This window comes from Pseudomonas sp. LBUM1648, from assembly GCF_059716145.1.
Genome location: NZ_CP166808.1, coordinates 4,655,215 through 4,681,071, shown reverse-complemented (window position 1 = coordinate 4,681,071; position 25,857 = coordinate 4,655,215). Strand labels below are relative to the sequence as shown.

At 54.5% G+C, this 25,857-nt stretch carries 21 protein-coding genes; 7 read left to right on the top strand and 14 right to left on the bottom strand.

All coding sequences use genetic code 11. The annotated features are described in order from the left end of the window. The first annotated feature begins 41 nt into the window (after positions 1 to 41). Together ACA043_RS21160 and ACA043_RS21155 are read left to right on the top strand one after the other, a co-directional pair. Positions 42 to 1,268 carry a glycosyltransferase family protein gene (locus ACA043_RS21160; protein WP_489879048.1) on the top strand — a complete coding sequence of 409 codons (1,227 nt, stop codon included), beginning with the start codon at positions 42 to 44 and terminating at the stop codon, positions 1,266 to 1,268. Next, entirely contained in the window at positions 1,265 to 2,650 is a 1,386-nt protein-coding gene (locus tag ACA043_RS21155) for a glycosyltransferase family 4 protein (protein WP_497657864.1), read from the top strand. The genes ACA043_RS21160 and ACA043_RS21155 overlap by 4 nt, the downstream gene beginning before the upstream one ends. Before the next feature lie 58 nt (positions 2,651 to 2,708). On the opposite strand, the gene ACA043_RS21150 is transcribed toward ACA043_RS21155, so the two are convergent. The 8 genes from ACA043_RS21150 to ACA043_RS21115 are packed head-to-tail and all read right to left on the bottom strand — an operon-like array spanning position 2,709 to position 10,699. Next, positions 2,709 to 4,010 carry a glycosyltransferase gene (locus tag ACA043_RS21150; protein ID WP_489879050.1) on the bottom strand — a complete coding sequence of 434 codons (1,302 nt, stop codon included), beginning with the start codon at positions 4,008 to 4,010 and terminating at the stop codon, positions 2,709 to 2,711. Then, positions 4,007 to 5,044, bottom strand: coding sequence for a glycosyltransferase family 4 protein (locus ACA043_RS21145; protein WP_489879051.1), 1,038 nt, complete (start codon positions 5,042 to 5,044; stop codon positions 4,007 to 4,009). The genes ACA043_RS21150 and ACA043_RS21145 overlap by 4 nt, the downstream gene beginning before the upstream one ends. After that, complete coding sequence (locus ACA043_RS21140) at positions 5,041 to 6,075, bottom strand: glycosyltransferase family 4 protein (protein WP_497657863.1); 1,035 nt, start codon at positions 6,073 to 6,075, stop codon at positions 5,041 to 5,043. Before ACA043_RS21140 ends, ACA043_RS21145 begins: the two co-directional genes overlap by 4 nt. Then, positions 6,075 to 7,178, bottom strand: coding sequence for a DegT/DnrJ/EryC1/StrS family aminotransferase (locus ACA043_RS21135; protein ID WP_489879053.1), 1,104 nt, complete (start codon positions 7,176 to 7,178; stop codon positions 6,075 to 6,077). The genes ACA043_RS21140 and ACA043_RS21135 overlap by 1 nt, the downstream gene beginning before the upstream one ends. Before the next feature lie 10 nt (positions 7,179 to 7,188). After that, complete coding sequence (locus tag ACA043_RS21130; RefSeq protein ID WP_489879054.1) at positions 7,189 to 7,818, bottom strand: acetyltransferase; 630 nt, start codon at positions 7,816 to 7,818, stop codon at positions 7,189 to 7,191. Further along, complete coding sequence (locus ACA043_RS21125) at positions 7,815 to 9,113, bottom strand: FkbM family methyltransferase (protein WP_497657862.1); 1,299 nt, start codon at positions 9,111 to 9,113, stop codon at positions 7,815 to 7,817. Before ACA043_RS21125 ends, ACA043_RS21130 begins: the two co-directional genes overlap by 4 nt. A gap of 5 nt (positions 9,114 to 9,118) precedes the next feature. Further along, positions 9,119 to 9,862 carry an ABC transporter ATP-binding protein gene (locus ACA043_RS21120; protein WP_489879056.1) on the bottom strand — a complete coding sequence of 248 codons (744 nt, stop codon included), beginning with the start codon at positions 9,860 to 9,862 and terminating at the stop codon, positions 9,119 to 9,121. 12 nt (positions 9,863 to 9,874) lie between these two features. Continuing rightward, positions 9,875 to 10,699 (bottom strand): ABC transporter permease, encoded by an 825-nt coding sequence (locus ACA043_RS21115; RefSeq protein ID WP_497657861.1) that lies wholly within the window; start codon positions 10,697 to 10,699, stop codon positions 9,875 to 9,877. 322 nt (positions 10,700 to 11,021) lie between these two features. On the opposite strand from ACA043_RS21115, the gene gmd reads away from it, so the two are divergent. From gmd to ACA043_RS21090, 5 genes are all read left to right on the top strand, one after another. Next, positions 11,022 to 12,053, top strand: coding sequence for a GDP-mannose 4,6-dehydratase (gene gmd / locus ACA043_RS21110; RefSeq protein ID WP_489879058.1), 1,032 nt, complete (start codon positions 11,022 to 11,024; stop codon positions 12,051 to 12,053). Next, entirely contained in the window at positions 12,053 to 12,949 is an 897-nt protein-coding gene (locus tag ACA043_RS21105; RefSeq protein ID WP_497615088.1) for a GDP-mannose 4,6-dehydratase, read from the top strand. Before gmd ends, ACA043_RS21105 begins: the two co-directional genes overlap by 1 nt. Beyond that, positions 12,950 to 14,095: a glycosyltransferase family 4 protein gene (locus ACA043_RS21100; protein ID WP_497657860.1), complete on the top strand. Its 1,146-nt coding sequence runs from the start codon at positions 12,950 to 12,952 to the stop codon at positions 14,093 to 14,095. Continuing rightward, positions 14,092 to 15,210 (top strand): glycosyltransferase family 4 protein, encoded by a 1,119-nt coding sequence (locus ACA043_RS21095; RefSeq protein WP_497657859.1) that lies wholly within the window; start codon positions 14,092 to 14,094, stop codon positions 15,208 to 15,210. Before ACA043_RS21100 ends, ACA043_RS21095 begins: the two co-directional genes overlap by 4 nt. 143 nt (positions 15,211 to 15,353) lie before the next feature. After that, complete coding sequence (locus ACA043_RS21090; RefSeq protein ID WP_497657858.1) at positions 15,354 to 17,378, top strand: acyltransferase family protein; 2,025 nt, start codon at positions 15,354 to 15,356, stop codon at positions 17,376 to 17,378. A gap of 132 nt (positions 17,379 to 17,510) precedes the next feature. Here ACA043_RS21090 and ACA043_RS21085 read toward each other — a convergent pair whose 3' ends face one another. From ACA043_RS21085 to ACA043_RS21060, 6 genes are all read right to left on the bottom strand, one after another. Further along, positions 17,511 to 19,619: a hypothetical protein gene (locus ACA043_RS21085; RefSeq protein WP_497657857.1), complete on the bottom strand. Its 2,109-nt coding sequence runs from the start codon at positions 19,617 to 19,619 to the stop codon at positions 17,511 to 17,513. 256 nt (positions 19,620 to 19,875) lie between these two features. Beyond that, on the bottom strand, positions 19,876 to 22,077 hold the full coding sequence (locus tag ACA043_RS21080) for a hypothetical protein (protein ID WP_497657856.1): 2,202 nt from the start codon (positions 22,075 to 22,077) through the stop codon (positions 19,876 to 19,878). Further along, a complete protein-coding gene (locus ACA043_RS21075; protein WP_497657855.1) occupies positions 22,074 to 22,499 on the bottom strand; it encodes a GtrA family protein in 426 nt (141 codons plus the stop codon). The genes ACA043_RS21080 and ACA043_RS21075 overlap by 4 nt, the downstream gene beginning before the upstream one ends. Further along, complete coding sequence (locus tag ACA043_RS21070) at positions 22,496 to 23,452, bottom strand: WxcM-like domain-containing protein (RefSeq protein ID WP_489879065.1); 957 nt, start codon at positions 23,450 to 23,452, stop codon at positions 22,496 to 22,498. The genes ACA043_RS21075 and ACA043_RS21070 overlap by 4 nt, the downstream gene beginning before the upstream one ends. Next, positions 23,445 to 24,389, bottom strand: a complete 945-nt coding sequence (locus ACA043_RS21065) for a glycosyltransferase family 2 protein (protein WP_497615084.1) — start codon at positions 24,387 to 24,389, stop codon at positions 23,445 to 23,447. Before ACA043_RS21065 ends, ACA043_RS21070 begins: the two co-directional genes overlap by 8 nt. Continuing rightward, the gene (locus ACA043_RS21060) at positions 24,386 to 25,579 is read right to left on the bottom strand and encodes a DegT/DnrJ/EryC1/StrS family aminotransferase (RefSeq protein WP_497657854.1); all 1,194 of its coding nucleotides are present in this window, start codon (positions 25,577 to 25,579) and stop codon (positions 24,386 to 24,388) included. Before ACA043_RS21060 ends, ACA043_RS21065 begins: the two co-directional genes overlap by 4 nt. Positions 25,580 to 25,857: the final 278 nt, after the last annotated feature.

Sequence of the window (25,857 nt, the reverse complement as noted above, 5' to 3'; positions counted from 1 at the left end):
CGGTCGTGGGTTGTGAAGTATCAATTTTATAGGTTCTTATTTTGAAAACGGTTTTACTGCTCAGTACCTACCCTATTGCCAGTCCCCGACACGGTGGTCAGGTCAGGGTCGCCAATATTGCTAAAACCTTCACAGACAGCGGTTGGAGCGTCACTCATCTGGCCGTCTACGAGCCAGAAGGGTATCCGCCGTCGACATTGGGCGCCAATGACGTCAAGTTTCCAGTCGACAGCCGCTTCCGAAAGTACAAGGGTACTTATGTGCCATTGATCAACGACCTGCTTTCGGGCGAGTTCGCTGCATCGGATCAAGGCGGTTTCGCCGAGATCCTCAAGAAGCTGCCACCCGTCATCGATGTGATCCATGTCGAGCAACCCTGGCTCTGGCCTCTGGTGCTGAAAATCCAGCAGATGCCTCAGTACCGTAATGCATGCTTGATTTATGGTTCGCAAAATATCGAGTCACCGTTGAAGCAGGAAATCCTCGACAGCTACGGCATTACGGGCGCTGATTCAGTAATTGCCGATATCGAAGCGCTGGAACGCAAGGCAACACTCGAAGCCGACATCGCCGTGGCAGTTACTCAGGCTGATCACGACATACTCAATGCTTGGGGTGCGAAACTGCCTTTGCTCGCTCCCAATGGCATTGCGCCGTGGACGGCCAAGGCCGAAGTTCTGGAGACCTGGAAGGCACGTCTTCCCGAGTCGCCGTGGATTCTCTATGTCGCCAGTGCGCATCCACCGAACTTCAAGGGGTTCAATGAGTGCCTGGGGAGTTCCTTGGCGTGTATCCCTCCCGATAGCAAGCTGGTGGTGGTCGGAAGTGTCTGCGAGCACCTTGAAACGACCCTGCGAAACAGTCGTTGGGGCCAGTTGAATCTGTCGCGCCTGCAGTTGCTGTACATGCTGCCGGATGATGATCTGGATGCGGTGAAAACCCTCGCCCATGCTTTCCTGCTGCCAATCCCACACGGCGGTGGTTCTAACATCAAAACCGCTGAAGCGATTTATTCGGGTAAGTACGTCATTGGCACTGAGTCGGCTTTTCGCGGTTTCGAGCAGCATTTGAGTTCGCCGGAGATCAGCGTCGCACGCACGCCTGGCGAATTCCATGCAGCCATTCGCAATCGCCTGACGGGGAGGGCAGCAACAGATGGCCAAGGTCCGGACCGTGAGTCCCGCGAGCCGTTGACGTGGGCCCGCAGTCTCGAAGCGATCCCCCGTGCAGCAGTAGAAGTCATTGAAAAGAAGGCGCAACAGGTATGACGACCTGGTTTGATGTGACAACGATCCTGGGCTGGCGCCGACCGGCTGTAGGCATTATTCGTACCGAAGCAGAAGCGGCTGCCCATGCGCTTGAGCTGATCGCTGCCGGTGAGGACGTCAAGTTCTGTTTCTTCAGTCATGCTACCGGCTACAGTGCTATCGCCGCTGGCGATGTCGCCGCCACGCTGAAGAGAATTTCGGGCGCGCATGTTGCGAGTTCCGGCAAGACTGCCAGCGCCAGCTCGAACAAAAGCTCGATAGAAGCCCGCCTCAAAAGCAAAGCGATGAAAGTGCTCAACCGACTGCCTACCAGTATCAGCGGACGCATTTATCAGTTTTTCCAGCAGCGGCGCGTTTCGATCGTTGAGGCAGTTATTGGCGTTCGCCATTTGCGCTCCGCGGCCAAGGCGTTTCTCAAACCTGCCAATCGCGGACATGTGTTCAACCCGTCGTTGCGCAAGGCCAGTACCAGTGGCCACCCGTTCTCCCGAGGCGATAGCTACATTTCCGTTGGGCTGGATTGGGATAACAAGGATCTGCCGCATCTTTATGAATTGAAAAAACAGGTCGGTCTGCGGGTTGTACTTTTCTGCTACGACGTGATTCCTGTGCGCCTTCCGCATCTGTGTGTGGGCGATGTGGCTGCCAAGTTTGCAAACTATTTTGCCGATGTCGCCTGGTGTGCGGACAAGATTCTGTGCATTTCCGAGTGCACCCGCAAAGATCTGGTCTCGCTGCTGAGTGAACTGGGCGCACCGATTCCCGAGACGGAAGTAGTCAAGCTTGGCTGTCAGTTGTCCCATGAACTCAGCGACAGCATCAGCGCTGACGTCAAGGCACTGTTGAGCGAACGCTTTGTATTATTCGTTTCGACGATTGAGCGCCGCAAGAACCATGAAGTGCTTTACCGTGCCTACACGCGCCTGATCGATGACGGAGTGCAGGACCTGCCCAAGCTGGTGTTTGTAGGTATGCCGGGTTGGGGGGTGGGCGATCTGCTGAAGGATCTTGAGCTGGATCCGCGGACGAAGGATTACATCCGCATCCTCAATAACGTCTCTGACTCCGACCTGATGCATCTGTATCGGCATTGCATGATGACGGCGTTCCCGTCTCTGTATGAAGGATGGGGCTTACCGGTTGCGGAGAGTCTGGCAGCGGGTAAGTACTGTCTTGCCTCAAATGCGGCGTCGATACCGGAAGTCGGGGGTGAATTGCTGGATTATCTCGATCCGTGGAACGTCTCGGCATGGGCGGCGGAGCTGGAGAAGTATGCATTCGATCCAGTGGCGCTGTCGGCCAAGGAAGAAGCGATCAAGCGCGGATACAAGCCAGTTGCGTGGTCAGAGACTGCGCAGTTTGTATTCGAAAGTTTGAACTAGCGCAACGACCTTCTCGGAGCATGGGGTGGATCAAAGACTGATCCACCCCATGCTCCGGTTATACGATTGTGTTGGTATTGAAGATACTCAATGGCTTGAGAATTTCGGGAGTTCCGAGCAATTCGGGATTGGCAGACCAATTGCCGATGATAGTCGCAAAATGATCGACCGCTGAAATGATCACCTGGGCTCGCAACACAACAGGGATAGCCTGTTCAAGTATATGGACATAGTTTTCAGCCGTGAACGTTTCACTCGCCCACGCTTGCGCAAGCTTGCCGATGGCGGCGGCGGCGGGAGGATTGCTTTGCAGCGACAAAAAAGTCCTTTTCAGATCCTCGATTTCGTTGTTAGCCGAGATCTTCAGTACATACTGGTTAGGCAATTCTTTGTAAAAACCAGTGTCTGTAACCACCGTGGCTTTGCCGTATAGCATCGCTTCAATTGCGGACGCTGACGCTGCTTCCAGGCTTGGCCAGCGCAGGCAGGTGATGACGTCGGCATCCCTGATGGCTTCTGACAACGCTGCATCATCTACTTCGTTTGAAATGATCAACTCGACGCCATTTTTATGCGCGAGTTCGCTGAGGCGCTGTTCAACGTCGGGCTGAATCGCTCCGACAAGTCGATAACTGACGTCCTTGCGCAGCGATTCGTTGCTGCCAATTGCCTTGATACAGCTCTCGACACGTTTATTGGGATTCACATGGCCTATAGTCAGCAGTTTTAGCTTGTCCCCGGATTTGCGTTCTCTCTCAATGGCGATGGCTCCGGGTGCATCATAAGCAAGCGGAGTGACAAAGACGGGACCTGCACAGGCAGCCATGACCCGGTCGCAGCCCCAGGTGCTGTGGGTGATTACGCCAGTGGCCATCGAGCTGATCCACTCTGTCAGCGGTGCCGTTTCCCGTGTCGTACCGATGAAAGTCGCGCTGTCGCTAAAGTTGAAGTACTCGGCTGCAATCTTGGGCCCGTACCACTGGGTCAACATGTCGCTTGCTTGTGCTCGTCGCTGCTGCGCCCAGCCCCAGAACAAATGGCCGAGAAAAAAATCATGTAGGCAGACAATTCCAGGAGCTTTCTGCAGCCATGCAACGCCGCCCTCATGAAACTCGTAGTTGTCGCCGATCTGGTAGATGAGGCAATCTGCGCTCTGAACTTCCAAGGTTACCAGCGCTTCATCCGTCCAAGACAGTACGTTGCAGCCAAAGTCGTGAGGTTCTTTGCCCAGTAAATGAGCACCTTCGGTCCGGATCAATACAATCTCATGACGTTGAGTCAGCAGTGCGCGAACCACGAGGCGAGTCATTCGGCCGATGGCCGATGATTTGATGCCTGGTGCAAATATGACAAGTTTCATTTGAGTAGCGCCTCGATAGTCTCGGGCCAATTGATACCCAGGCTGTCCCACAGTGCCTGGGCACCTTCGCCATACTGTTTGGTTAGCACTCGGCTCTCAAACGCTGCGTTCATCGCTTGCGCAAGGCCTTCTACAGTCGGCTCGGCTATCCAGCCGGTTTCCATAGGCTTGACAAGGCCGAGGATCCCACCGCTATCTGTGGTAGTAATCAACGCTTTACGAGCGGTTGCGGCTTCCATGGCAACATATCCCAAGGAATCCTCATCGAACGGGATGTAAGCCACCGCCCGGGAATTATTCACGTAATCGACGTAGGTCGCTCGCGGTAAAAACCGCAGATCAAGTTTTACGCGATCCTGCAGGCCGAACTCTTCCACAATTGCATGGAGTTTTTGCGCGTCGGCCGCAGACTCCGGCGGCCCAGCGATGATCAGTTTGACTTGTTTATCCGCTTTGGCCAGCGCCTGCAGAAGCAAGTATTGGCGCTTCATGCCGTTTACCCGGCCACCTGCAAAAATGTAGTCGCCTGATTCCCCGCCGATAAACGCTTGTGGATCGTTGACGGGTGGCAGCAGTACACTGGAGTCAAAACCGTTGTACTTCAGCAGGCGTTGGCGCGTGATTTCGGAGTTGGTATAGATATGCCGGCTCTCAGCGAAGCTTTCGTTGTCAGCATTGATGATCGCGTTACGGATATCCGCGCCGCTCTGATCCGCCGGCAGATTCGTCTGGCCGACGTCATACAGGTCATAGGCCTGGCGATATTGGTGAAGTAACCACAATGACTTTCTATGGTGCCGAACCAGGTACGCCGGAAATTTCAAGGCGATGACGTGATCGGTGTTGAATACTTCCAGGGTGCGCGCCAGCAGCATCTGCGACGGAATTGTCGATGCGGGCTCCCATTGAAACGGTATTCGCATGATTTCGGCATCATGACCTGCGACGATCAGGTTTTTCTGCAGGTTAACCGCTAGTTCTTCAGCCCCCCCCCAGAGGAATGGGGCCATGTTGTTTACAATCAATACTTTCATGCCAACAGGCGCTCCAGAACGTGCGACCAGGAAATTTTCAAGTCGACCAGTCGCTGTTTCGCATTCTTGCCCATGGCTTGCGTCATGTTTCTGTCCGTGAAGAGCTTGTCCATTGCAGTGGCCAACGACTCGGGGGTAGGGTCGGCGATGTATCCGTTGTAGCCATCCTGAACCAACTCTAGTACGCCACCCGAATCAGTGGTGGTAAGGATCGGTTTCTCGGCGTGACTGGCTTCCAGGCTTGGATAGCCATAGGAGTCTTCGTCGACCGGCAGATAAGCAGCAGCGAGACATGTCGATAGACAAGCGACTTTTTCTTCTTCGGTGATCCAGCGGTCATCGAGGATTACGCGATCTGCCAGATTGCTTTCTTCGATTTGCTGGTGAAGGGCAATGGCATAGTCGGGACCAGCACCGGTTCCCAGCAGGCGCAGACGAACCGGGGTGGTCGTATAGCTAAGCGCCTCGATCAGCAGATGCTGACGTTTGTGGTGTTCGAGGCGGCAGATGTATGCAATCTCGTCGTTGTGACCCGCACTGAAGAACCGCTCCGACTCGAACACGGGAGGGTAGAGCACTTCACTATCGACATCGTTGTAGGTCTTGAGTCGGCCGGACACGACTTTCGAGTTGGTGAAGATCGCCTTGGCTTCGCCCAGTGCTCGGGAGTCCGCATCAAACAGCGCTTCGCGGATCGCGCGATGCTTGGCGTCATCCGCGAAATCCCGATAGGGGCTGTCCCACAAATCATAAAACGTACGGATATGATGTATGAACCACAAGATCTTGTGCGGGTGCGGAATGAGGTGGGCCTGAGGCCTGAAGCAGATGACCCGGTCAGCTGCTTGAAGGTCAACCCAGCGCAACGCCATCATCTGCTGGAACAGTAGTTCCGGCGCATCCAGTTCGGGCAGATACACCACTTCGACCTCATGTCCGGCTGCAGTCAGAATGGATGCCAGCCAATCGACGATATTCCTTCCGCCTCCCCTGACAAAAGGCACAAATGTGGAGCACAGTGCAATTTTCATCAGGCCGCCAAGACCTCACGCAAGGCTGCGGCAATTCTGATGATGTCTTCCTGAGTCAGATCCTGGTGCGTCGGCAGGTTGATGCCGCGACCAGACCACAAGTCAGCGATGGGGTAGGTTTTGTCTTCCTTGTAAGGTGGCAGCACATGCATCGGATAGAAGACTGGCCGTGTTTCGATACCCGCCGCGTCCAGTTTCTGCATGACCGCGTCACGCTTGTGTTCGTCCCCGTCAGCGAGAAAGATGTTGTACATCCAGAACACCTGCTTTGCCCAAGACGCTTCGCTTGGCAGGACGAGCTTGTCCTGAAGGTCTGCCAAGGCCTCGTTGTACCAGACCGCGATCTGTTCGCGATCAGCCAAGGACTTATCTATCGTTTCCATCTGGGCAAGGCCGATGGCCGCCTGGATGTTGGTCATACGGTAGTTGTAACCGATCACCGGGAACCAGTAGCGCCGCTTCGGATCCATGCCTTGGCCGCGAAACAGTCGCAGCTTGGCGGCCAGTTCGTCGTCGTTGGTTGTGATCATGCCGCCTTCACCGGTCGTTATGATCTTGTTGCCGAAGAAACTGAACGTTGCACATGTCCCCAGACTGCCAACCTTGCTGCCTTGGACTTCAGCGCCATGCGCTTCTGCCGCATCTTCGACAACCCACAGGTTGTGTTTGCGGGCGATGTCGTTGACCACGTCCATCTGTGCCGGGTGACCGTAAAGGTGTACCGGGATGATGCCTTTGGTCTTCGCGGTGATTTTGCTTTCGATGGTCTGCGGATCGATATTCATCGTCTCCGGGCAGACGTCGACCAAAACAGGTGTGGCACCGCAATACTTCACGGCATTGGCGGTAGCAATATAGGTGACGGTCGGGATGATGACTTCGTCGCCTGGCTGCAGGTCGAGTCCGACCAGTGCCAGATGCAGCGCGGTGGTGCCATTGTTGGTTGCGATAGCGTGTTTGACACCACAGAAGGCAGCGAAGCTTTCTTCGAAGGCAGCTATATATTTACCCGCGGAGGAAATCCAGTTGGTATCCAGGCAATCAAGTACGTACTTGCGTTCGTTTCCAGCAAGCTTCGGTTGTGCAACGGAAATACGTTTCATGTCTCTTCCTTCAAATTTTGTTTAAAGCTTTCGCCGGGACGCCCACGACGGTGGTTGCCGACTCAATGTTCGAAATGACGACGCTACCTGCGCCGACCGTGACCGACTCGCCGATGTGGATTTCGGGAATGATCTTGCTGCCTACGCCGACGAAGCTGAGATCGCCTACATGCACATTGCCCGCCAGCGCGCACTGAGGCGCGATGTGAACCGCCTGACCGATCACACAGTCGTGGTCGATGGTGGCCCCGGTGTTGATGATGCAAAGATCGGATATCTTCGCCTCGGCATTGATCACTGCACCGGCCATCACGGCGATGCCGGTACCCAAAGTGGCTGAAGGCGAAACAATGGCTGCCGGACTGATTGCATTGACCAGCTCAAAACCCATGGTGATGGCGTTTCTGGCCAATTTGCTCCTCACCGTATTTGATCCGATGGCGATGAACGCCTTTGCATACCCGTCTTTGCGCAACACCGCCAGGTGTTCGTCGCTTTTGAATACCGTGAAGCCCAGGCAAGTATCAGGGCTGTCCGGATTGCCGACGCAGCAGGCGACTCTGTCGCCCTGTGCCAGAAGTAGTTCAATACAGACTTTCGCGTGACCGCCTGCGCCTATAACGATGATTTCACTCTTCATGCATCGGTACCTCCCTCGCCGAGCGAGTCGGGCGATGAGAACAACAGGTTAATCGAGTCAGAGTTCGCCATCTGCGACAGCGACCACGTTTCCAGCGCGCCTGTCTGTTCATTGATGACACGGTAAGTCAGCCCAAATGTTGCGAATTGTTGCAGCCAGTCTTCGATCGACAACGCGTTCCTTTTCAGGTGCGAGAGGCCAAGCTCAACGATCAAAAACATTTTCGGGTTGCTTGCAAGAAGTTTTTGCGCGCCTCTGATTACGTCGATTTCCGCGCCCTCGGCGTCGATCTTCAGCAATTTGACAGCCTGATCTGGCGGCAAGAAATCGTCCAGCGTAGTGGTATTAATATCCACTGAAGCCGACGTTGAAAAAGCCGGATTATCCAGTTCATAAAGAGAGTGATGGCCGCTCGTGGCGCCCAAATGAAGCTTATGACTTCCCGATCTGTCCGAAAGGGCGAAAGGGGACACTTCACTCATTGCTGAAAAGCCGTTGAGCCACAGGTTTCTCTCGAGAAGCTTGCGGGTCGGTTCAAATGGCTCGAATGCGATGATTTTTCCCTGTCCCGACATGGCTCGAGCGGCGGCGATCGAGTGCAGGCCGATATTCGCGCCAACGTCGACGTAGACATCGCCAGGCTTGATGATCCGCTCAATCACCTGACGTGTACCAGGCTCCAGTTCGCCAGCCTGCAGCAGGCAGCTGAGCAATGCATGGTCTCTGGCATCGCACAGCACGTATCCCACAGTTGATTTGATGAGCGTTTCGTCCGGCCCTGCATTGACGGCCACGCGATTGACATCCAGAAGCGTGTATTGCTCGATCCGATCAAGTTGCGCTTTATTGGAGAGTTCCTGATTGCGGTTTTCCTGCGCTGATAATCGGGCGAAGAGCTTTTGTGACATTGAGGCCTGGATCTTTGCTGAATTTGCCTGACGCTCAAACTCCAGCGTGATCATTTGGTTTTGCTCGCGCTGCAGGTCTTGTAGCCTGCCAAATTCCTCCAGCATTTCCTGACGAAGGCTGGATATCAAGTAGTTGCGCAGGCGAAAAAGTACAGGCCGGGTAAAGGGTCTCATTACATAAGACACGCTTCGGGCTGTCTGCCGCAACATTTGCTTGATGTAGTGACGCAGCATCAGGCTCGTCCTCACTTGGGCGGTTGTTTGGGATTCCTTTCCATCAATGGAAATGCTTGGCACCGGATCAATAACCGTTTTCGCGATCGAACGTCTGGAGGCGAGGTTGAAAGCCGCCTCGATATCCACGCCATTGCGCTTGATGCTATTCATTAGCCTCAAGCTCCAAAATAAGCTGCGGTGACAGTCGCCGGATCGCCATCCATTTTTATTTTTCCGTGCTCCAGCCACAGCAACCGGTTACAGGTGTGCATGGCAAGTTCACGCGAATGCGTGGCAATGACCAGGATGTCTGTGGACTTCACCAGTTCGTCCATACGGGCTTCGGCTTTGTGCTTGAAGTTTTCGTCACCGACCGAGAGCCACTCATCCATCAGCAGGATGTTCGGAGATACCGTAGTCGAAACAGCAAATGCCAAGCGCAGGTGCATGCCGGACGAATAGGTTCGAATTGGCATGTCGATAAAGTCGCCGAGCTCGGTAAAGTCGATGATCTCGTCAATCTTCTCAGTAATTTGCGCCTTGGTCATGCCCAGAATACCGCCCCGAAGGTAAATGTTTTCCCGTCCGGTAGCTTCTGGGTCCGTCCCAAGGGAAAGATCGATCAGCGACCCGATTTCGCCCTCAATTCGGGCGGTCCCTGACGACGGCTCGTAAACCTTGCTGAGCAGCCGCAGCATGGTGCTCTTGCCAGCGCCGTTGTGGCCGAGCAGTCCGACCCGGTCGCCTTTGCGCAAGGTAACGGTAATGTTTTCAAGGGCTCTTACGATGACGCGGCCTTGCTGGTCTGAACCCAGCTGCCCGCCGGTGGCAACCTGAATAAGTCGCTTCTTCAGGGAGCGGCCGTTGGCGTTGTAGATCGGGAAATCTACACAAACGTTATTGAATTCGATCAGGGACATTATTAATTCTTCTCAGAGCCAGTAGGCGATGCGGCGCTTGTAACGGCCATAGACCACCAGCGCAACGAGCCAGCCGACAACGGCCATGCCCAGGGAAACCCACCAGTTGGTCGCGGTCGGCATCTGGCCGATCAGCGGCGAGCGGACCACCGAAATGATGTGATACGCCGGGTTGAGGTCAAGCAGATACAGTCCGGCGCGTTGTGGCAGCAGGCTTGGCATCCACATGATTGGCGTGAGGTAGAACACTACCTGTAACAAACTGGCGACAATCTGTGGCAGGTCACGGTAGCGCGCACACAGGATGCCCAACAGCAATGCAATCCACGTCAGATTGAGCAGGGCCAGGAAAAACCCGGGAATGCTGATGAGCGCGATCAAGCTCAAGGGCTTGCCGACCGCCAGCAACACCAGCGGAAAAATGACGATGTTGTGGCCAAGAATGAGGATGTTGCGCCATATCATGCGCATGATATGGGCGAAGAGCGGGATGGGCAGTTGCTTGATGATGCTTTCGGCCGCAATAAATCCGGTACAGCCCTCACTGATGACTGTGGACATGAATCCCCAGAGGATCATGCCGATGGCGAGGAATGGAAGAAATTCCTGAATGGGCGAGTTAAAGATCTGACCGAATACCACGCCGATGGTGCCAATCATGACGCCCATGCTGATGGTCAGCCAGAAAGGGCCCAATGCTGACCTTCTATAGCGCTGCCGGACGTCTTGCCAGCCGAGCATCCCTACCAAAGAGTACCGTCTTGTCGCAGCGATGATGTCCGACACGGCGATACTTACTGAACCATTGCGCATTAAAAGCACCAGATTGTTGGTCAAAAAAACACGCCATTTTAGGCTGGGGTGAGGGGAGTGTCACTCATTACTAGATGATTTCTTTCGGCGCGCGGCGCTCGCTGTCGGGATCCGATGCCCTGCGGCTGACGAACCCCGATAAAGGCAGCTGCGCGTTGACCCCCGCCTGGCCTCAATAGCTGGCGCGACGAGTATTGAAACGTGTTGCAAGCAGGTTGGGTATCGTCGTTCGGGGCCGCATTCTGTATCATCTGCCAGAATTTGTGGCTCCTCGCGTGGAGCCCAATAGCGCACACAACGCAAAAGTGCCTGTAAAAGGCACTCAAATGGAGTTCAGAGGATTCGCATGAAAGCTATCGTTACTGGCATTACTGGACAAGACGGCGCCTACCTGGCGGAACTGCTGCTGGATAAGGGCTACACGGTATACGGCACCTACCGTCGAACCAGTTCTGTCAATTTCTGGCGTATTGAGGAATTGGGTATTCAGAACAACCCGAACCTGCATCTGGTCGAGTATGACCTGACCGATCTGTCGGCCAGTATTCGTCTGCTGCAAACCACAGAAGCAACCGAGGTTTACAACCTGGCTGCCCAGAGTTTTGTAGGCGTGTCTTTCGAACAGCCTCTGACTACCGCGGAAATCACCGGCCTGGGCTGTGTGAACCTGCTGGAAGCCATTCGTATCGTCAACCCGAAAGTGCGCTTCTATCAGGCGTCCACATCGGAAATGTTCGGTAAGGTGCAGGCGATCCCGCAGATCGAGAGCACGCCGTTTTACCCGCGCAGCCCTTACGGTGTCGCCAAGCTGTATGCGCACTGGATGACCATCAACTATCGCGAGTCGTATGGCATCTTTGCTACCAGCGGGATTTTGTTCAACCACGAATCGCCGTTGCGCGGTCGTGAGTTCGTCACCCGCAAGATTACCGACTCGGTTGCCAAGATCAAGTTGGGCCTGCTGGACAAAATGGAGTTGGGCAACCTCGACGCCAAGCGTGACTGGGGTTTTGCCAAAGAGTACGTCGAAGGCATGTGGCGCATGCTGCAGGCTGATGAGCCGGACACTTTCGTACTGGCGACCAACCGTACTGAAACCGTGCGTGATTTCGTCACCATGGCTTTCAAGGCTGTCGGCATCGCTTTGACCTGGAGCGGTTCGGCAGAAGACGAGCAAGGTACTGATGCGGCCACCGGCAAGGTTCTGGTCACCATCAATCCGAAATTCTACCGTCCGACCGAAGTCGAGTTGTTGATCGGTGATCCGGCCAAGGCCAAGGCCGCACTGGGTTGGGAGCCGAAAACGACGCTTGAAGAGCTGTGCCGAATGATGGTCGAAGCCGACCTTCGTCGAAATGAGCAAGGGTTTTCGTTCTGATGAGTATTGCCGGTAAACGAGCGCTGATCACAGGTATTCAAGGTTTCACTGGGCGTTACATGGCCGCTGAGCTCAAAGCCAACGGTTATGAAGTGATAGGATTGGGTTCTCAGTCCTCGGACGAGCCTGGCTATTTTCAGGCAGATCTGGCCGACGGTGCCGCTCTGCGCAAGTTGCTGGCAACAATTCAACCTGATGTCGTGGTTCATCTGGCGGCATTGGCATTCGTTGGGCACGGCGCTGCAGATCCCTTTTACGAGGTCAATCTGATCGGCACCCGTCACTTGCTGGAAGCGATTGCCGCTTGCGGGAAGGTTCCGGATTGCGTGCTGCTCGCCAGCAGTGCCAACGTCTACGGCAATGCTTCGGCCGGCCTGCTGAGTGAATCCACTGTGCCGGCGCCCGCCAATGATTACGCAGTCAGCAAGCTTGCCATGGAATACATGGCCAGCCTTTGGCATGACCGTCTGCCGATCGTGATCACGCGTCCTTTCAACTACACCGGTGTTGGCCAGGCGGAAAGCTTCCTGTTACCCAAGATCGTCTCTCACTTTCGCCAGCGAGCAAGCAGGATTCAGCTCGGAAATCTCGATGTATCTCGCGATTTCAGCGATGTACGGGCTGTGGTCAAAGCGTATCGCGGCCTGATTGAGGCCAAGCCTTTGGGACAGACCGTCAACGTCAGTTCGGGCAAAAGTCATTCGTTGCGTGAAGTGATCGACATGTGCGCGGCCTTTACTGGTCATCACCTGGAAGTCGAAGTGAATCCGGCATTCGTGCGCACTCACGAAGTGAAGATCCTGTGCGGTGACAACACCCGTCTTTGCGGGCTGGTTAACGGCTGGCAAACTCCAAAACTGGAAGAAACTCTAAGCTGGATGCTTTCGGCGGACTAAATGAAGCTAGTGCTATCTGTTGAGCCGATCCGCTTTCCGCTGACTGGCATCGGTCGCTATACCTACGAACTTGCGCTGAAACTTCAGCAAAACCCAGATATTACCGACCTGCAGTTCTTTGCAGGCCGCAGCTTCCTGCCGCAATTACCCACCGCTGCCAACGAGTCCGGCAGTGGCTATGGGCTCAAGCGTGCCGTTCAGAAGAGTTTCCTTGCCGTGGAAGCCTATCGGCTGCTCATGCCGATGCTGCGCAAAGCCGCGCTGAAAGGGCATGGCGATTTTCTGTATCACAGTCCCAATTATTTTCTGCCGCCCTTCCCTGGGCGCAGCGTGGCGACGTTCCATGATCTGTCGCCTTTCACTTGGGCGCACTGCCACGCGCCTCAACTGGTTCGATACCTGCAAAAAGAACTGAGAACGACTTTGGTAAGAGCTGACGCGCTGATTACCGATTCGGAATTCACGCGCCGTGAGCTCGCCGATTACTTTTCCTGGCCTATTGAGCGGATCCACGCCGTGCCGCTGGCAAGTTCTCCGGAGTTCTACCCGCGCCCTGCAGATGAGCTCGTCGTTACGCTGGCTCGGCATGGGCTGCAGCCGAGCGGATATACGCTGTTTGTCGGCACCATTGAGCCGCGCAAGAATATCGAGACATTGCTTGCCGCCTATGAACGACTGCCGCTGGCGCTGCGTACCCGGTGGCCGCTGATCCTCACCGGCTACCACGGTTGGCGCAACGATGTGATTCATCAGAAACTCGAAAGCGCGAGACGTGAGGGCTGGGCCCACTACCTTGGGTTTGTGCCGGCCGAAGACTTGCCGTTGCTCTTCGCGGGTGCCCGTTTGTTTGCCTTTCCTTCGCTCTACGAAGGGTTCGGTCTGCCGGTACTCGAAGCCATGAATTCCGGCGTGCCGGTGGTCTGCTCCAATAGCTCATCATTGCCTGAAGTTGCCGGCGATGCCGCGCTGATGTGTGCACCGATGGATGTTGAGGAACTGACGAGGCTGATTGAGCGAGGGCTGACTGACGATGACTGGCGTGAGTCCGCCGTGGTCAAGGGATTGCGCCATGCACAAGGTTTTTCCTGGGAGCGTTGCGCTCTGGAAACGCTGCAAGTCTACCGGAAGGTATCAGGCGAAAAATGATCAAGGTTCTGCATTTTTTCAAAACCTACTACCCGGAAACCATGGGTGGTATCGAACAAGTCATTTTCCAGATCGCCCAGGGCGGTGCTGAACACGGCTTTTCGTCGCAGGTGCTCTACCTCAGCGAGCGCGGTGCGGCGCGCAATGAAACAGTCGGGAATCACGTCACTCATCGTTCGAAACTGGATCTGCACGTGGCTTCGACGGGTTTCTCGCTGTCGGCATTCAAGGACTTTTCCGAGCTGGCAAAGAACGTCGATGTAGTGCATTACCACTTCCCTTGGCCATACATGGATCTGGTTCATTTCGCGACACGCCACGGCAAGCCTTCGGTGGTCAGTTACCACTCTGATATCGTCAAGCAGAAGACCCTGCTCAAGTTGTATCAGCCGCTGATGAACCGTTTCCTTTCCAGCGTGGATTGTATCGTTGCGTCGTCGCCCAACTACGCGCAGAGCAGTCCTGTGTTGTCGCGGTTCCGCGATAAAGTCGAGATCATTCCGTACGGACTGGACGCGGCTACTTATCCGATTGTCTCTCCGGAGAAACTCGCTGAATGGCGGGCGAAGGTAGGCGCGAAATTTTTCCTCTTCGTCGGTGCTCTGCGGTACTACAAAGGTCTGGATTTTCTGCTTGAGGCCGCACATATCACAGGTTTTCCGGTAGTGATTCTGGGGGGCGGTCATCAGGAATACGAGCTTAAGGAGCAGGCTTCCAGGCTAGGACTGGCCAATGTGCATTTTTTGGGCGGATTGGGTGATGTAGACAAAGCCGCCTTGCTGACGTTGTGCCATTGTTTTGTATTTCCTTCGCATCTGCGCTCGGAATCCTTCGGTATTTCTTTGCTGGAGGCCGCGATGTATGCGAAGCCGCTGATCTCCTGTGAAATCGGTTCAGGGACGACTTTCATCAATATTGCCAATGAGACCGGGCTGGTGGTTCCACCTCGAGATTCTGTTGCGCTCGCCGCGGCAATGAGCACCCTGTGGATTGATGTGGAGAAGGCCGGTGAAATGGGACGGCTGGCATTTCGGCGTTACCAAGAGGTGTTTTCGTCGAGTGAAATGGCTGCGGCCTATGCAGCGGTTTACCGGAAACTGTGCAGTAGAAGTTAGCGCTCTGTGGCGGGTACCAGCATTGGCATGACCGCTCCTCCGGGGTTCGAACGTATTGATTGGTGGAAAAATCCTTCTGTTGCTCAGGACCTGGACTAGGTCCGAGCCTTCCTTTAAATAAGAACTGGTGCTGGTAAATAACAATGACTGTAAGCGAGACCCATAGCCTGCCGCTATCTCCGCGCATTTCCGGTGACCACATAAGCCACATCGGCTATCGACCTGATATCGATGGACTCAGGGCTATTGCCGTTTTAGCCGTGTTGTTTTTTCATGCCTTTCCCACGCTGCTGCGCGGGGGATTTGTGGGCGTGGATGTATTCTTCGTCATCTCGGGTTACTTGATATCCAAGGTTATTCTGACGACGCTGGAGCGGGGTACTTTCAGCATTGCTGATTTTTACTCTCGACGCATACGACGGATCTTTCCCGCACTGTTTACAGTACTGGCGGTTTGCCTGGCGTTCGGTTGGAACACGATGCTCGCTGATGACCTGGCTCAGCTAGCGAAACATGTCTTGGGTGGGGCTACGTTCGTTTCAAACTTTGTTTTGTGGAGCGAGGCTGGCTATTTCGACAAGGCGTCTGAACTCAAACCACTATTGCATCTTTGGTCTCTTGGAATCGAAGAGCAATTCTATGTCGTTTGGCCGCTCCTGCTTTGGGCTGCCTGGCGGCTGCGTGCTCCAGTGTTGCTGCTCGTCGTCGTTGTCGGTATTGCATCGTTCGCCCTCAACGTGATTGAGGTGCGTGAGCATGCTACGGCGACTTTCTATTCGCCACTTTCTCGCGGGTGGGAATTGATTGTCGGTGCATTTTTGGCATGCTTGAGCACCACGTCGGGGCTTAAATTTGTTTCGCACTACCGGGTTTTGAGTGTCGTTGCGAGCTTTCTTGGCAGACCGAAGGCGCGAACGGTTATGTCGATTGTCGGCATGCTGTTCATCACTTATGCAATTATTCGAATCAAGGATACTTTGCCCTTCCCCGGGAAGTGGGCACTGATCCCCACGATCGGCACGGCATTGATCATTGCTGCGGGATCTAGTGCATGGGTAAATCGGGTTTTGCTGAGCAGCCGTCCGATGATCGCCATCGGACTGATCAGTTTCCCGCTTTATTTGTGGCACTGGCCAATCCTTACTTTCGCCAGAACGGCTTATCCGGAGGGGTTGAGCTGGTCTATGCGGTTGGGGTTGTTGGTATTGAGTGCGATCCTCGCCACTCTCACCTATCTCTATATCGAGCGCCCGTTTCGCTCAGGCTCCAGAACCCGGATCAAGGTTTTCGCACTTTGTGCCTCAATGTGTGTGGCGGGCCTGAGCGCAGGTGTAATTTTCAAGCAGGGCGGCTTCGCTTCACGCTACCCGGACATTATTCAGCGAGCTACTGAGTACGATCTCGACAGCTATCGTGCAGCTTTGCGCAACCATGTTTGCTTCATGGATATTGGTCAGGACGCTAATCAGTATGCTGCGGAGTGCGTCGACAAAGGCGACAAACCTCTTTGGGTCTTGTGGGGCGACTCTGGTGCGGCAGCGGTTTACTCCGGGCTGCGTGGGCTGGCCGATCGTTCTGGTGCGTTCCGACTGGCGCAATTCACGTCTTCCGCTTGTGCGCCAATGGTGGGGTTTCATGGGGGAAATCCGGCCTGCGCGTCCAACAATCAGTGGACGATTGATAAGGTTCGCGAATTGGTGCCCGATACGGTGATTCTCGCTGCCATGTGGGGTGAATACGACAAGTCCCTACTAGCGGCAACCATTAAACAAATACAGGCCGCTGGTGTTCGCAGGGTTATTCTCTTGGGTCCGACTCCTGCTTGGAAAGACACTCCTTCGCGTATCGCGTTCAACTTGTGGAGCAGTGACCCGCTGCATCGTGTTCCCTCTGAGCGGTTGGATTATTCGAAATACGGGCAAGAGTCCGGCTCTGAGTCCCATACCAGAACTGAGGTCGCGGAGCAGAACTTGAGAAATCTCGCACAGCAGTCCGGCGCTATCTATATCTCGGTAGTCGAGAAGATGTGCAACAAAGAGGGATGTCTGATGCGCGAGTCGGCATCGAGCGGGGATGCGTTCTATCTGGATATCGTGCACCTCACTCCTCGCGGTTCGGCGTTCGCAGTCAAGGCCATTGCAGCCGAACTGGGAGTTACCGATCACTAGGCGGTCATAGTCCAAAGGTTCTGGCAGTGGTTCACATTCTGCTGTGTTCAGAGCCTGAGGCGCTGTGGGTAGGTGAGGTAGCCGCTCAAGGGATTTGCCCTTGAGCGGCTGACTTGGACTCTCCCGATCCGGTTACGGCTGGCGCGAGATGTGGAAGCCCTCAAAAATCGCGGACAGACCGAAGTAACTATCGTCAGTCACTGAGTCGAACTCGATGATATTCGAGCCGTCCTTCAGTACTCCTTCATTAATCGTCGCTTTGAAGCTGCCAAGCGCTCCCCACTGAAGTGCAACTGGAGAGCCATTGATCGATATTGCCATGCTCTCCAAGACCGCGTTATTGATGATCAGGCTAAACTTGCCCTTAAGTACGTAAGTGCGTCCGGGTTTGGGCTGGAACTTGAATAGCAGGCTGGATTGCTTCTCGCTTTTCCAAGCAGTTGACTGATGATGGAAATACCCCACATCCCAGCTTGCTTCCCGCCAGCCTGAACCTTGGGTTGGAATCTCCATGCTCCACCACTTCCCGAAAGTCCATTTGTAGTCATCAGTGACCATAGCGTCTCTGAAGCGGATGAAACGCGTTTTCTCGTCGATCACATTCACGACGTTCCGATAGCGCTGCTCAACCACGCCTTCGGGGATTTTCGAGGCGAGCACCGACGGTGCGCCGCTTATGGTGCCGACGCCGTTTTCTCTGCCGATTGCTATCGCGATCACATCTGACTTCGCAAGCACAATACTGTCGGCCGGTGACGTGGCAGGAAGGCTTGGTCCGCTCACAGATGTGGGGTACTGGAACGTCCAGTCATGTGCGTTCTCGATGCACTTGCCCTTACGTTGTACCGAGTCGACTTGCTGCCACTCACGGCTGGGCATGTGACAAACCTGAATATTCGCGACGGGTTTTCCATATAGATAAGACAGTGATCCGACCAGACCGTCGGCGATGAACATCCACGAATGGTTGAGCTGGTTGCCATAGTCAAGAATCAGCAGTGTTTTACCGTCAAGCTTGCCATCGAACTGCATGGCAATGTCTTGTAAAACTGCCATTTGCTTCTTCGAGATTTCAATATAGTGATGGAATTGATAGAGCTGGAAGGACAGACCAGTGACAAAGAAAAAACCCACACAAACATTGGTGATGGTTTTTGACAGGGAGTAGCCCGTATTTAACACGGCTATCCAGAGCAGGACTGCGCCAGGAGCTGTGAACAGGAATGTTCTCTGGCTTATAGCTACGTGAGCTCCTGATAAGAGAAATGGCGCGTAGCCAAGCAGCAGCAGAATAATGCCCGACAGTGCCAGTCGTGCATTCAGAGGCAAGTCGCTGAATCGTCGCTTGTCTGATTGTTGAGCGCAGGTAAATTTGGCAATTGCAACGATGATCAGTATCAGGCAAAGACTGCTGACGATCAGGTATCCGTAATTCACGTACTCGCGCAATGTAATTTGAGCTGCGTCGAACCATCCCCCGAGTGTGCTTCGCACAAATCCGACGCTGAATAGTTTCGAGATGTTGAGCTGCAAGGTGCTCATAATGTTTGAGCCGGCGATGCTGCTTTGATAGCTTTTTACTAGCGGAGCGGTGTAAGCAACGTAAGCGACGTAGCTGAGGACACCTAGTACCCAGACGCTATGTTCGACTGCCTTGTGCTTGAGCCGAGCCAAGAAGGCTTTGAACCCGATCATCGAAAAAATGATCAGCGCAGGGATGCAGGCGAGTAACAAGGATGCTTCGTACATGAAGCACGCCGATGCAAACAGTGCGGCACCGATTGCACTGACCATGTATGCGGCCAGCTTGCGTTCCATCTCCAGCGCGCCAAGGAATATGGCGCTGCCCAAGAGCGCCAGGCTTAGTGCCCAGTTAATATGAATAGCCCTGAACGAAAGCTGCATGGTGTCGGCTGGATAGATGATGACCAGCACGCTTGCAATCATTCCCAGCGTCAGGCTTCCGGTGAGCTTCCTGGTCAGATAACTCAGAGCAGAACCTTTGATTATCAGAGCGACTATCAGCAGTACGTGCCAGTAGTTAAACGAGTTGCTGTCCAGCCAATACCCGGCGGCTTGAGGGAATATCGTCAGCGGACGCAGGGCGTGAGGGGATAACGGACTGTTTATGCCCGTGAAGAAAAACGTACCCTCTTTTATGAAGAGTCCCAGAACACCCCATTCTTCGAGAAGTCCGGTCAAGGCAAAGCCGAAAGGTAGCCACAGGATCAGAACAACCATGGCTGCGGGAACGATGTGAGCAAGCCAGTGGCCTGGCAACGAACGTATTGGCGTTGTTCGTGTTTCTTTGGAGACGGGACAAGGCTGGCTCGTTTCCGTCGAAGGCCTTGTAATCATCAGTGTGCCTTGGTTCGTGCGCCGAGCATTCATAAGTGTCGTATGCGTCGGAGGAGGTTGATTTGAGCGGTAGAGGTTGCTCGTGAGAATCAATCGATCCTCACGAGTAACTCCACCTGGTCAGTGTTTCGACAGGTTATCAGTGCTGCTTGGCAATTCTGACCCAGTCCAGTCTTGCCGATAGTCCGTAATAGTTGTCATCTACTCCCGAGACAAACTCGATGACGTTTTTTCCGGTCTTGAGCAGTTGCGGGTCCAGGTCACCGCCGAAGCTACCGTCTGCACTCCATTGAACGGGCACCGCTGCGCCATTCACCAGTACCTGCATCTCGCCACGAATTTTATCGTTGGCAAAAGCATTGAACAGTCCACTGATGCTGTAAGGCCCAGGTGTTGGCGTCATGTCAAAGATGAGTGAGGCGCGCGGAGCATTTTTCCAGGCCGAAGACATGTGGGAAAACCGACTGCTTTCCCACTCGGTATTACGCCACCCAGAGCCTGCAATCGGTGAGTCCAGGCTCCACCAGCGACCAAAACCCCAGAAATATTCGTCCTTGTGTTCCTGGCTGCGAAACCTGAAAAAGTCGAGCCACGGGGCGGTTTCGGTGAGGCCATGCAAGCGGGCGGTGATGGGTAGTGCTCCCGATGCGAGATTGCGCCGATATGTTTCCAGCGCGGGGCTGGCCGGCGTAATCAGTCCCTTGCCCACAGCAACGGTGACAACCTCGACTTTGGACAGCTTTTTATCTGGCTGTTGGACGGTCCGTTCCATACCGGGGCCCCCTGTCGGGGTAGGGTAGTGGAATGTCCAGCCATCAGCCGTTTCCTCGCAGGTGCCTTTGCGCAATAGCGAGTCTGATTGCTGCCATTCACCGCTCGGCATGTAGCAAACTTCCAGCGTGTCGACAGGTTTTCCGTAAATATGGAAGAGGGTAGAAGCCAGATTCGGATTCAGGAACATCCAGTCATGATTAAGCTCATTGGAGTAGTCGAGTATCACCAGGGTCTTATTGACTGCGTTGCCATCGAAGTTTTCAACAATGTCTTTAAGAACAGTTTGTTGTCTCTTCGAAATATCCACGTAGTGCTGAAACTGGAATATCTGCGCTGCAAGGCCAGTGAAAATCATGCCCGCGGCGATTGCTGTACTGGCGACTTTCGAATAACGATTGATCGCGACGCACAGCGCTACGAAGAGCAGTGTCGCACCAGGGGCGGCGTACAGGAATGTGCGCTGGCTCACAGACATGTGCGCAAGGTTGAAGATGAAGGGCAAGTATCCGAGGCAGATCAATATCACGCCGGCAATTACCATGCGCGCGAGCAGTACCCGACTTGGCGACTTGGGATCTGAGAAAGGCGCAGAGTTAGCAGAGATTCTCGCAACAAACTGGATCAGCGCAAGGAGTGCGAGAGTCGCCAGGGCCAGGTACCAGTAAGTGCTGATTTCCGTGAGTGTGATCTTGATTGCATCGACCCAGCCGCCAAAAATGCTGCGTCCGAGTCCAAGAGTGAAAATTTTCGGATAGTAGGCTTTCAGGGATGCGAGCGCATTGTCACCAACGACAGCCCCTTGATAAGTCTGTACCAGTGGGGCGGTGTGGACGACATAGGCTACATAGGCAAGGACACCCGCTGCCCACACCAGATGCTGGCCATAATATCGTTTGACATGTGCAGCGATGCCCTTGAAACCGATCTGGATGAAGATCACCAGCGCAGGAATGGCGGCCAGCAGCAGTGAGACTTCATACATTGCACATCCGGCAGCAATCAGCAGGCTGCCTAATACACTGAATATGAACGAGCGAACCCGGTTTTTTTGATCCAGGGCATGCACAAACACGACGCTCGCCAACAACGCCAGGCTCAACGCCCAGTTGATATGAATCGAGCGGAAAGACAACTGCATGGTGTCAGCAGGAAAAATGATGACAAGGACGCTAGCCAGCATTCCCCATTTCACCGCGCCGGTTACCCGCGTGGTGAGGACGCTGAGCGCCCAACCCTTGATGACCAGCGCGATGATCAGCAGTACGTGCCAATAATTGAACGTATCCGGATCAAGATAATAAGCTAGAGCGTGCGGGAAAATAGTCAGCGGACGCAGCGCGTGGGCGGGCATCGCGCTGCTCACGTCTGTGATGAAAAACACTCCTATCCTGCTGAATAGGCCGATTACACCCCATTCTTCGAGCAGCCCGGTCATGGCAAAGCCAAAGGGTAGCCACATGAAAATTACTGTCAATAGTGCCGGTCCCAGGTGGGCCAGCCAAGTAAACGCTTGTGTTTTTTCCAGCGAAGACGGGTTGGTCATCGCCGGTTGTGTAGTCGCTGTCATGGGTTGCCTTGTTGATCCTTCGAGGGCTTTGTTTTATGAGTTGCCTTCAGAACGACTTTGTTTAAAAGGTAACTTGATGGCAGAAGTAGCAAGATGACCAGTATTGGCGCGATGGCTTTGTGCAGGTTCAGGTGTTCCACCAAGAGGTTGAGCAACAGCGCTCCGAAAATGTATTGGACCAGATAGATAGTCGGGTAGATGGCCATGCCAATCAGCGACTGCTCTACCTTGAATACAAATTTGGAGTTGAAGAAATACGCAAAGACTATCCCGGCCGCGTACGCAATTGCGTAAGCGACTTGATAGTCGATCCAATGACTCAAAATCAGGTACAGGCAATACGTGAGCCCGGTATTAAGTCCGCCGCCGGCAAGAAAGCTTAGCCAGCGACGAACGTTCGGGTTGTCTTTCAGTCCGCTCACAGCGCAGATTTTTGTGCAGTAAGTTTGGTGAATTCCGAGTAATCGCGAATGTAGTCGGCGTTGTCGTAGTAATCGGAGGTGAACACCAGCAGTACTGCGTCTTCAGAATATTTGTACTGAATGCCCCAAGTCATCGGTGGCAGGTAAATGCCTTTGTTCGGTGCATCAAGAAGAACTTCCGCACGATTGGTACCGTCATCGACCACTACTGCACAACTGCCTTTGACGCAAATCAGGAACTGATGGCACTTGTGATGGGCGTGTTCGCCACGGGTTTTCTGGCTGGGTACGTTGAATACCAGGAAGTAGCGCTTGGGTGTGAAAGGAATCTCTCGGTCAAACTCGCCGACGGAAAGATCACCGCGCATGTCAGGAACGTGCTTGAAGCGATGAGTCGTGACATCGCCCACGCCAATACGTACGACCGCGTCATCCTGCTGTGCAGGTTTTGGTGCGGGGGGGATAGCAGCATCGCTCGAGGCTGAGTTTTCCACGTATCCGGTGATACGTGCGGGGGAGCCGGTAACGATGGCGTAAGGCGGTACTGACTTGGTGACCACCGCGCCAGCGCCGACCATGGCGCCGGTGCCGATGGTGACGCCGGGCAGGATCACTGCGCCGCCGCCGATCGAGGCGCCGTCCTGAATTACTGTTTGGGAAAAAGACTCCGGATAGACTTTCGAGCGCGGGAACTTGTCGTTGGTGAACGTGGCATTCGGGCCGATGAACACGTCGGCGCCGATTCGCAGGCCATCCCACACATAAACGCCGGATTTGATGGTCGTACGGTCGCCGATGACCACATCGTTCTCGATCAGGGAGTGCGAGCAAACATTGACGTCGCTTCCGATTACTGCGTTCTCGAACACCACCACGTATTGCCAGATTCGCGTGTTTTCGCCGATGTTCTTGCTTTTCACATCGGCCGTCGCGTGGATGAAGGCTTCAGTCACTTGGATTCTCCTGGTTATCGAGCTTCATGCAGACAATCGCCAATGGCCGCTGCTTACTGTTTTCGTAGGCGCGCCAGGCATAGGTGCCTACCAGGCCGAGGCCGAGCAGATTTAATGTTCCCAGCAGCAGTACCACCACCATTGTCGCGGCGTAGCCCGGAACTTCAATCGCGCCGGACAGCCGCGCCATGATCACCATCGCGCCAATGAACAGCGAAATGAGCGAGCCCATCGCGCCCATCCTGGTCAGCAGTCTGATCGGGTAGTCGGTGAAGGCGAACACGCTATCCATCATGTATTCGAGCTTTTTCTTGAACGTCCAGGCTGACTTGCCCTCAAGTCGGGTCTGGCGCTCGTACTCGATGAACTTGCGGCGAAAGCCCAGCCAGAAGATCAGGGCAATCAGTGACGAGCGGGATTCGTTGAGTTGCAACAGCTGTTCCCGAAACGCCTTGTTGCAGCCGAAGATGTCCACGCCGCCCTTGGGCATGTCGTGCACAACCAGTCGGCGATACAAGCCCCAGAAGAGCGATGAAGCCATGCGACTGGAAAGCGGGTCCTGCCTGGCATTGCGTGTGCCGATGGCGACATCGCATTCGTCGTTGGACAGCGACTTGAAGAAGCTGATCAGCAGTTCTGGTGGTTCTTGCAGGTCGGCTGCCATCACGCCGAAATAATCGCCTCTGGCCGCCATCAGTCCGGTGCGGATCGCAGGAAATGAGCCGAAGTTGCGCGAGTGAGCGAGCAGTTGTGCGCTGAAGCTCAGTGTGCTCAACGCTTGTTTAAGCATGGCAAACGATTGGTCGGGACTGCCGTCTACCACGAAAACCACTTCGAGCTGGTTCTCGAGCGTGTTGTTCATGTCCGTCAAAGCCTGAAGCAGCCGCGGTATCGAGTCGGCGTTTTTATAGACCGGGACGATTACGGAGTATTTCATGCAGCCCATCCGTTGACGGCCTTGATCACGGCGCTGACCGCTTCATCTGGCATGCCCGGATAGCACGGCAGCGTGAGGATCTCGCTGGCAAGTTGCTCGGTGTTTGGCAGTGACATGTCGGCAAACCGCTGGCCGAAGACCGGCTGCTTGTAGTCCGGAATCGGATAGTGGACGTCAGAAGCAATCTGCGCCGTGCGCAAGTGCTGTTGCAACGCGTCACGCTTCGACGACTTGATCACATACAAGTGTGCAACTGAGGCCGTGTCGTAATCTAGCGGATGAGTGACGTCGGCGTGGTTGATTTCGTTTCTGTAGCGCGCTGCGATCGCGCGGCGGAGCGCGTTTTCTTGATCGAGATACGGCAGGAACTCAGACAGGATTGCCGCTTGCATTTCATCCAGGCGGCTATTGCGGGCGCCATCCAGCTCTACGCAGTATTTCGAGGACCAACCGTACTGGCGTAGTTGTGCCACGCGTTGGGCAATTTTGGTCGAGTTGGTCACAACCGCTCCGCCGTCACCCAATGCACCGAGGTTTTTAGTCGGGTAGAAGCTGAAGCTTGACGCGTCGCCGAATGTGCCGACCCGTTGACCGTCACGTTCGGCACCGTGTGCCTGTGCACAGTCCTCGAGTAGAGGGATATTGCGCTCGGCGCAGAATTGGGCGATGGCTTTGATCTCCGGGATTGCCAAACCATACAAATGGGTGACGACAACCGCCTTCGCCCCGGCATCCACGGCATGTTTCACGCTGTCGAGCGTTACCACCTGGGTGTTCACGTCGACATCCATGAACAGCGGTTCGGCTCCGATCGCCAGAACCGACGTGGTGGTGTACATGCCTGCGTTGGCAACGGTTGCGACCTGATCACCTTTCGCGACGCCGAGTGCCTTGAGTGCCAGTTCAATCGCATCGGTACCGTTGGCAACAGTCACGCAGTGGCTGGCATTCAAATACTGTGCAAAAGCAGCTTCGAAGCGTTTGACTTCCGGCCCCAAGATCACCCATCCGCTCGCGACCACCCGCTGGACCGAAGAATTAATCTGCGATTGAAACTTTTCTATCTTCGCTGCAAGGTCGTTGATTTGCTGCATGGGGCTCTCCATTTCGAAGCAAAAGGCGTGCAATAGCTTTTTATTTCGGCGTTGGCCGAAATTCGATGCGTAGGAAGGGAAGAGGCTGTTTTTCATTTAGGAAAAGCCTTCATTCCATTTCCGCACGGATTCTATCCGTACCCTGAGCCAGCTCCAACCAGCAAAATACTTTTATGCAATTTGTTTGACCGGGCAGAGTGGATTTCGCGAAACAAACGACTCTGAATATCCAGTTGAGTAACGAAGCGCTGGGCAGCGAAATAACGCTGCTCGCTGAAAGTGGTCAAGCGTACGCCGATTCAATAAACTGCTTCCCCAATCCGTCTGCACTGGTGTGTTTCTGATTCACCACAGTCGACCGTCTGGTCTTTACC